The organism is uncultured Duncaniella sp. (assembly GCF_910578445.1).
Classification (GTDB): domain Bacteria; phylum Bacteroidota; class Bacteroidia; order Bacteroidales; family Muribaculaceae; genus Duncaniella.
Map to the genome: position 1 here is coordinate 210,536 of NZ_CAJTQC010000003.1, position 7,268 is coordinate 217,803.

At 49.3% G+C, this 7,268-nt stretch carries 2 protein-coding genes; both read left to right on the plus strand.

Annotation, left to right across the window (positions count from 1 at the left end):
- The first annotated feature begins 24 nt into the window (after positions 1-24).
- Positions 25-6,681, plus strand: coding sequence for a hypothetical protein (locus QZ311_RS03225; protein WP_297063800.1), 6,657 nt, complete (start codon positions 25-27; stop codon positions 6,679-6,681).
- Positions 6,681-7,124 carry a DUF1573 domain-containing protein gene (locus QZ311_RS03230; protein WP_297063802.1) on the plus strand — a complete coding sequence of 148 codons (444 nt, stop codon included), beginning with the start codon at positions 6,681-6,683 and terminating at the stop codon, positions 7,122-7,124. Before QZ311_RS03225 ends, QZ311_RS03230 begins: the two co-directional genes overlap by 1 nt.
- The last annotated feature ends 144 nt before the right edge of the window (positions 7,125-7,268 follow it).

Here is a 7,268-nt window from a genome sequence, read left to right on the forward strand (position 1 = left end):
AAATTTTTTTTTGTTCAGACACTTATGAGATTAACCTCAGCTGTCTTATTGCTGACATCAGCCTCTTTGTCATTAAATGCTATGGATAGTCATGGAGCTGATGTCACACCATTGATATCCGATGTATCACAGTTTGTACAGGGTGTCGGCTCTGATGCCGCAAAACTTATTGACGGGAATGCGTCAACAGTGTGCAGTTTGCCGGGCGCTTCGTTTACCGTAAAGTTGCCTGAAGGACTCACCAATAATACGCCGTTCCGCATTCGGTTCACAATACCGGCCGGAGCGACCGACGTGCCCTCGGGTTTTGCCGTGTATGGTATGCACGACGAAAAAGGCACACTTAAGAGCGAGACCAAATTCGGGCATACGACAGCGCGCATCACATACGACGGATCTGTAGAGTATGAATCACCTACCTTTTATGTGCGCGATGGCTTCAAAGACCAGTGGTGGGATTGCACACACATGCGGTTTGACTGTACTGAGATCCTTTCGGATGAAGCTGAATCGTTTCGCCTGGCCGAGTTTCAGATATGCCTGTACGACGAATACACTATGGGCGATGGCGCACTTTTGCGCAATAACGGAGATATAATCAATGACGCCGAAAATAAAGATGCCGGCAATGATTGGTATAAGCCGCTTGTGGACGAGAAAGGCCACAGTTGCTGGAATGCAAATGAAAAGGCCTGGGTATGGGGGGGCAAAAAATATACCGGTATAATAGTCACTCCTCAGCAAGTAGATATACCGACCGAATACAAACTCAAGATAGGGCGACCGTCTCCGTCCGACCTTGCAGCAAGCAAACTGCCTGAAAATCTTCATCTTGGGTTTCCCACGAAGATGAAGTGGAGTTATCAGAGTGAAATAGGTGGAGAATGGAAAGAAGTCGCAACTCTTGATCTGTCGGGGGTGAAACCGGGAGAGATATGTGAAATTCCATTTATAATCAGACCCGAATATTACCGTATAAAGTTCGAGACACTAGAAAATGTCGGAGGACTTAAAATCGAGGACTGGGCCGGAGGCTTACCCAATACGGTTCTGTCACGTTTTCAGTTTTATGGACCAATTAAGATCTACGCACCGGCTCCGGATCCGCTGCCGGCTTTGGGAACTCAGTATCCCAATCCCAACAAGGTGTCGCTAAATCAGGATTTCTTCCGGAATAAATTATATAGCAAGGTCCTCAAGGACTTTACATTTGAGCACACCCACGGCATTGTCGACAAGACGTTTGACAACAACTTCCACACCAGCGGGGGATGGCTCACAAATCTTGACATCTGGAATGAGGACGGACATCTGAAACCCGGGGTCACGGTTCCCGGAAGCGAGTTGGGAGTGAAGTTGCCCGATTTCAGCTACGATGCACCGGTCAACTCATTGCTTCCTGTGGGTGATGACGTTCCGCACCAGCCCACCACCACAATCTTTCATGAGGTGTATGTCATACCCGGTGAGCGTGTAGACCTTATCCCGTATTCCGATATATGGCATCGCTCGAACTATGTCGAGGATTTTTACAGGTTTTATGATTATAAGACAGACGAAGCCCATCCTGATGTGTACTTCCTTTTAAGTCCCAGAATGGGCGCATACAGCAAGGATGGAATCTTTGGCGGCCGTGCGCTCGGCAAGGTGTTCAACGACCGCATCTACGGAGATTTTGACTGGAATGATAATCCTCCCGGCCTTCGCGGCCCCGGAGGTGCAGCGTCGTTCTATCGCCCTAAGGTTACCGACAACGATGAATATATCGATGAATATATTGCAGCCGACTATTCACAGTACTATTATGATAATGGTGATTTCAACAGTAACAATGATTCCCGCGATGGCGATATAAAGCGTTTTATCGATGTTGAAAACAAGGTGATACATGAGCCTATTATCAACTTCCGTCATGTGTTTCATGTGGTCGACGGCCGCAAGTTCGCCGACGAAACCTCAAAAGACGTCAAATCCAATGAGGAGTTCCTTGCCCGTGAGCTGAAGCAATTCTATGCCCGTGCCAACAAGGATTTTAAAATCCGTATTATAAATCCGATGCCGAAGAATGGAGGAGTCCACTCCAACCGTTATTACAAAAACGCGACGACGGGGAAATACGAACGCATTGGCACATACGAAATCCAGACCTATCGATTTGAAGGCCATAAGAGGAGTAAAGAGAAGATTGAGAACATGTTTGAACCCGACACGCTTTCAGCCTTCCGTACATTGGTCACTAACCTTGAGACCGAACTTAATCCGAATAAGGAACCCACCCAGGCATGGATTTCGCCCGACGAGACGTTCTATCGTGCGCTCAAATGTAAAGCAGCCAATGCCAAGCCAGGCACATATCTCATACGTCTGGTAGCCAAAACAGTCGACGGTGAACGTATTTATATCGATGGCGGTGACGAGGAAGGCATGTCGTTGCGAGACATCATAATCACGTTCCTTGACGAAGACCATGCCTCGTTTGAGCTTGAAGATGATATTAAGTACGAGCACTCTGAGAAATACCTTGACGAGAATTTCCAGAACAAAAGTGTAGTTGACTTCGACAAATACATGGCGCTTTCGGGAAATCCCGATTTCATGGAGAAAGAAGGCGAAGGCGAGCGTATTAAGTATCCTGTGCCTTGGCTCAACTGTGAATATTCATTCGGTTACAAACATCTTCAGGACTACGGTACGTACACTATAGCTTCCAATGCCGACTGTGTGCCTTACCATCAGGCGGCAACAAGCAAATGGGACCGTCATGACCGCCTCTATAAAAACACCAATGGAGAGAAAAAGGGTTTCTTCTTCTACGCCAACGCCGCCGGTGACCCCGGCGTGATTGCGAGAGTCGATATACCGAGCGTCTGTGTGGGTTCTACCATCCATGTATCGGCTTGGATTAACTCTATGGGCGTGTATATGGATGATGACTACAAAAACAACGAGCCGGCTAATGTCAACTTCGACCTGATAGCAATAATGAAAGACGGCCGAGAGGTAAACATCAACAACTTCTCTACCGGCTATGTGCCTAATGATCCTGAGCATTGCGGCAAGTGGATGCATGTCTATTACTCCGTGACGCCCGACTTCTCCATTATAGAATTTGGCCGGTTTGATGTGAGAGATGTAGACCACTATCAGGTAGTGTTGGTTAACAACTCGGTGAACTCCAACGGAGCCGACTATGCCATCGACGATATCCGTATATATGTGTCCAAGCCTAAGGTAATGGCTTCGCAGCTTGAGCCTTTATGTCAAGGCGATGATGCCGTGCGGCAGCGTATCGATATGCCTTTCCGCAATCTTGTCAACTCAATCGGCAAGACCATTGCCACCGACAAAGCGCCCGGCGAGAATGTCACTGTCTACTACGCAATCTTTGACAAAGACCGTTACGATAAGTTGCTCGCAGAGCATGGCGGATTTACCGAGGAGGTATTCAACGGCTCTGTGCTTCCCAATCTTTCCAACGGCGGCGATGACCGCTGGGGGGCAATGACGTTCAACACCAATTATAATAATAACATACCGTGGGATAAGGACAATGAGGTAAATCAGGCTTCGAGACTTAGGGTTGACGATATCGAATGTATAAGTTTCAACGTACTCCTCGAGGACGGGGGCCTCTATGGCGGAAAGCACTATATTGCCGCTCTTAGCATTCCCGGAGGCTCTGGTGTTCCCGAGTGGACTGACTTCGATATTTCCGATCCATGTACTAAGCAGTCCGAATTTGAAATCGTTAGCTCGACAGTCATAAAGGTCGACGGTATTGTAAAGGCCAATACATCCGACCTTGAAATATGTGAAAATCAATTCCCTGTCATTCAGGTTGATATATACGGCATCGAAGCCGTCACAGGTGATGTCAAAATTGTAGAGCGCACTCCTCTTGTCGATTGGTTCAAGGGTAGCATGGACTCCTTCGGCAAAATGGAGTATAACGGAGTCGGACTCGACGAGGCTCTCCTCAATTTCCGCCACATATATCCCGAGGCCACGACTCTCGACTGTGAGTATAAATCCGACAAAGGATTCCGCTACGACGAGACCTACAGAAATACCATACAGCATTTCATCGACAATGGACTTCTCGAGTTTGCGTCATACTCCTTCCTGTCCGAGCCTGTACGTCTGGCTGAGGGAGAAACATCGGCGGTCTATCATGTGGTGGTAATTCCCGCAAATCGTCAGGAAGACCGTGAGATTGACGGTCATCTCTATACAATCTGTAACGATCCTGCCGAACTTCGTATAAAAGTGACCCGTAGAGCACCCGGGTTGCTCAACGGATTTGAAAATATAGACTATCCTGAAGGGATGAAAGATGTGCCTCTGCGCGCCGGTCTGTCGCAACTTGACTATAATCTGCACAATCTGTACATGCCGATGCGTTCGCTCTACATCGTGACTCAGGGCGTGACATCCCTTAAGGTCGGTGAGGATGATAACCTGTATCTCGTCAAGACCAATGATTCCGAGTTCAGAAATCTCGAGGACGACCCGGGTGCTTCTGAGGACGGAACCGGCTTGCGCGTCGTCGGTAAGGTTCTAAAAGTGACAGCAGATAAAGCCCATCCCGACAGATGTAACGCATATGTTCACTTTGATGAAACACGCTTCAAGGAGGGATACTACTATACACTACGTTTCAACTACGCCGAGGATATCCCCGCCGGCGTGACGTCACTGGCCGCCTGCGACGGACAGGCTGTTTTCACCGTCAAGGTCGTTGCCGAGTATCAGATGTGGACAGGCGCGGTGGACGAATCGTCAAATTTCAACAATGACGACAACTGGCGTCGCGTTTCCTACGACGAGCTGTCGGGAAACAGCGTGGACTCCAAGCTTGTCACTGATGGTGACAACGACAGAGCGTTCTCTTATTCGCCGCTTGCCTTCACCAAGATAATCGTCCCCGCCGGAGAGGAATATCCGTATATGTTTGCTCCCGGCCGGAAAAGTGAGGTGTCTGTGTACGATGGCAAAAAATATATCAACGTTGTGCTGTCAGACCACTTGTCTGACAACTCCTCGGCCGGCAAGGCTACCTCCGATATTGAGTATGATCTCACCGCCGAAAAATTTGACGGCTCGCTTTATTGCCGCGTCTGGTATCCCAATACCTGCGATCAGGTTCACTTCAAGTCAGGGTCGGAGATTGCCAATCAGCAGCATCTCGTATATGACAAAGCTTGGGTGGATATGGAAATGACTCCCGGACGGTGGTACACGGCCTCGTCGCCGTTGCAGGCAGTAGTGGCCGGCGATATGTATCTGCCTACAGCCACCGCGCGCCAGACCACAGAGCTGTTCAAGCCGATGACTTTCTCGCGCAAGCACTACGACAGATTCCGTCCCGCTGTCTATCAGCGCGGCTGGGATCGTGGTATCGCAAATGTCTATGAACTGCCGTCGGAGTCAGCTGCCGAGGTACGCAATGTGGCCGTGGCTCTTGACTGGAGCGATGTCTACAATGACGTCAAGGAACAGTATCGTGCCGGAAACGGTTTCTCGATCAAGACTGACATCAGCTATATGTCCGGCGCAAAGCCCGACAAAGTTATGTTCCGTCTTCCAAAGGACGACGACTCTTATGAGTATTGGACACAGGACGGTCAGGATCATGGAATCGAGAACGGCGGCGCGATAACACGAGAGAATCCATATCGCCTTAATCCTGTTGACGCTGTCGTCACGGTGTCGAATTATTCGGCCGGACGCTATTTTCTCGTAGGTAATCCGTTCATGGCACATCTTGACATGAAGACATTCCTCGAGACAAACAGAAATGTCATCGCTCCGAAATATTGGATTATGTCAGCCGGTTCACAGCTGTGTGCGGTCATGGACAAGGCTTCGGAGGGATTCGTCGGCACAATTGACGATGCCTCTGTGGTGTCTCCTATGCAGGGCTTCTTCGTAGAGGCGCTGAACGAGACCAAGTCGATTGAACTAAAGTTCAGCCCTGAGATGATAAGTGTCGTTTCGGGCAGTAGTAATGCACCGGCATTGTTGAGGTCACGCGCTGCTGCCGGTGGAGCAATAACACTATCGGCACTCGACAACAACACGTATGCACCGCTGTCGAAGGCTGTCCTGCTCGTGTCATCGGAAAGCGGTGTCGGTTATAACGACCGCGAGGATGCCCTTCTGCTTGGCGACTTTACAAGTGAATCTCCTATGGTCTATACAGTGTCTGACAATAAGGCAGCCAGCATAAATTCGACACCTCTGGCTGACGGTGTCGAGATTGGTCTTCTGGCCGATGATGACGATGACTATATATTGCGCTTCGATAATATAGCCGCTATTGACGGGTATAGTATTTACGACAAGGTTACAGGCGAGTCGCATCGTCTGTATGACGGAATGGAATATCAAGTGCACGGTTCGGTTTCCGGCAGACTGTTCCTGACCTCCGGCGAAGGTGCGCCTCAGGAGGAGTGGACAGCTGCGATACGCATCATTTCGTCGGGTAATGCAATCAGCGCAGTGTCGCCCGACAACAAGGCTGTGATAGAAATGTCGGTGTATGATGTCGCCGGAAAGCGAGTCGCATTCGTCAACGGCAGTCAGGGCTTTGTCGAGGCTCATGTGTCGGCCGGAGGATTCTATATTGCCATAGCAAAGGACAGCGACGGTCGTGTTGCTCGCCGTAAAGTAATACTATAATGAAATCAATATATATCGCCGGTGTATTGTGCGCTATTGCCGGATTTATGGCCCCATTGACATCACATTCAGAGGTGTCGGCCGCCGGCAGATTCGCAGCCACGGAAAACGCAGACAGCGTGGAGGATGCTCCGGGTATTCAATTCGACAGTGATGTCTTCGACTTCGGAGATATCACTGTCGATACTATTTTGTCTCATTCATTTGTACTGACCAACGATGGAACAGCACCTCTGGTTATCACCAAAGTATATTCAAGTTGCGGATGCACCACTGTTGCACACCCGAAGGAGCCGGTTATGCCTGGCGATACCGCCCGAATTGTAGTAACATTCAATCCTGCGGGTCGTTCAGCCGGATATTTCACAAAGCTTGTGCGCATACTGTCAAATGCAGCCTCGAAGCCCCACCGGCTGTATGTCAAGGGCAGAATAAAGCAATAAGGTGAGGATAAACTGAAACCCTCATCGACAGAAAGGGGCGGTTAGACTGACACATCAGTCCGGACACATGTATCCGGGTGTCTATTTGCGCTTGAAAAACTGTCTGCGCTTTATTATGTGGGCCGACGAAAGAAGAATAATCAA

What these genes read in the sequence shown, in the direction of transcription:
- QZ311_RS03225 (WP_297063800.1), top strand. Translation starts at nt 25, where the DNA reads ATGAGATTAACCTCAGCTGTCTTATTGCTGACATCAGCCTCTTTGTCA.
- QZ311_RS03230 (WP_297063802.1), top strand. Translation starts at nt 6,681, where the DNA reads ATGAAATCAATATATATCGCCGGTGTATTGTGCGCTATTGCCGGATTT.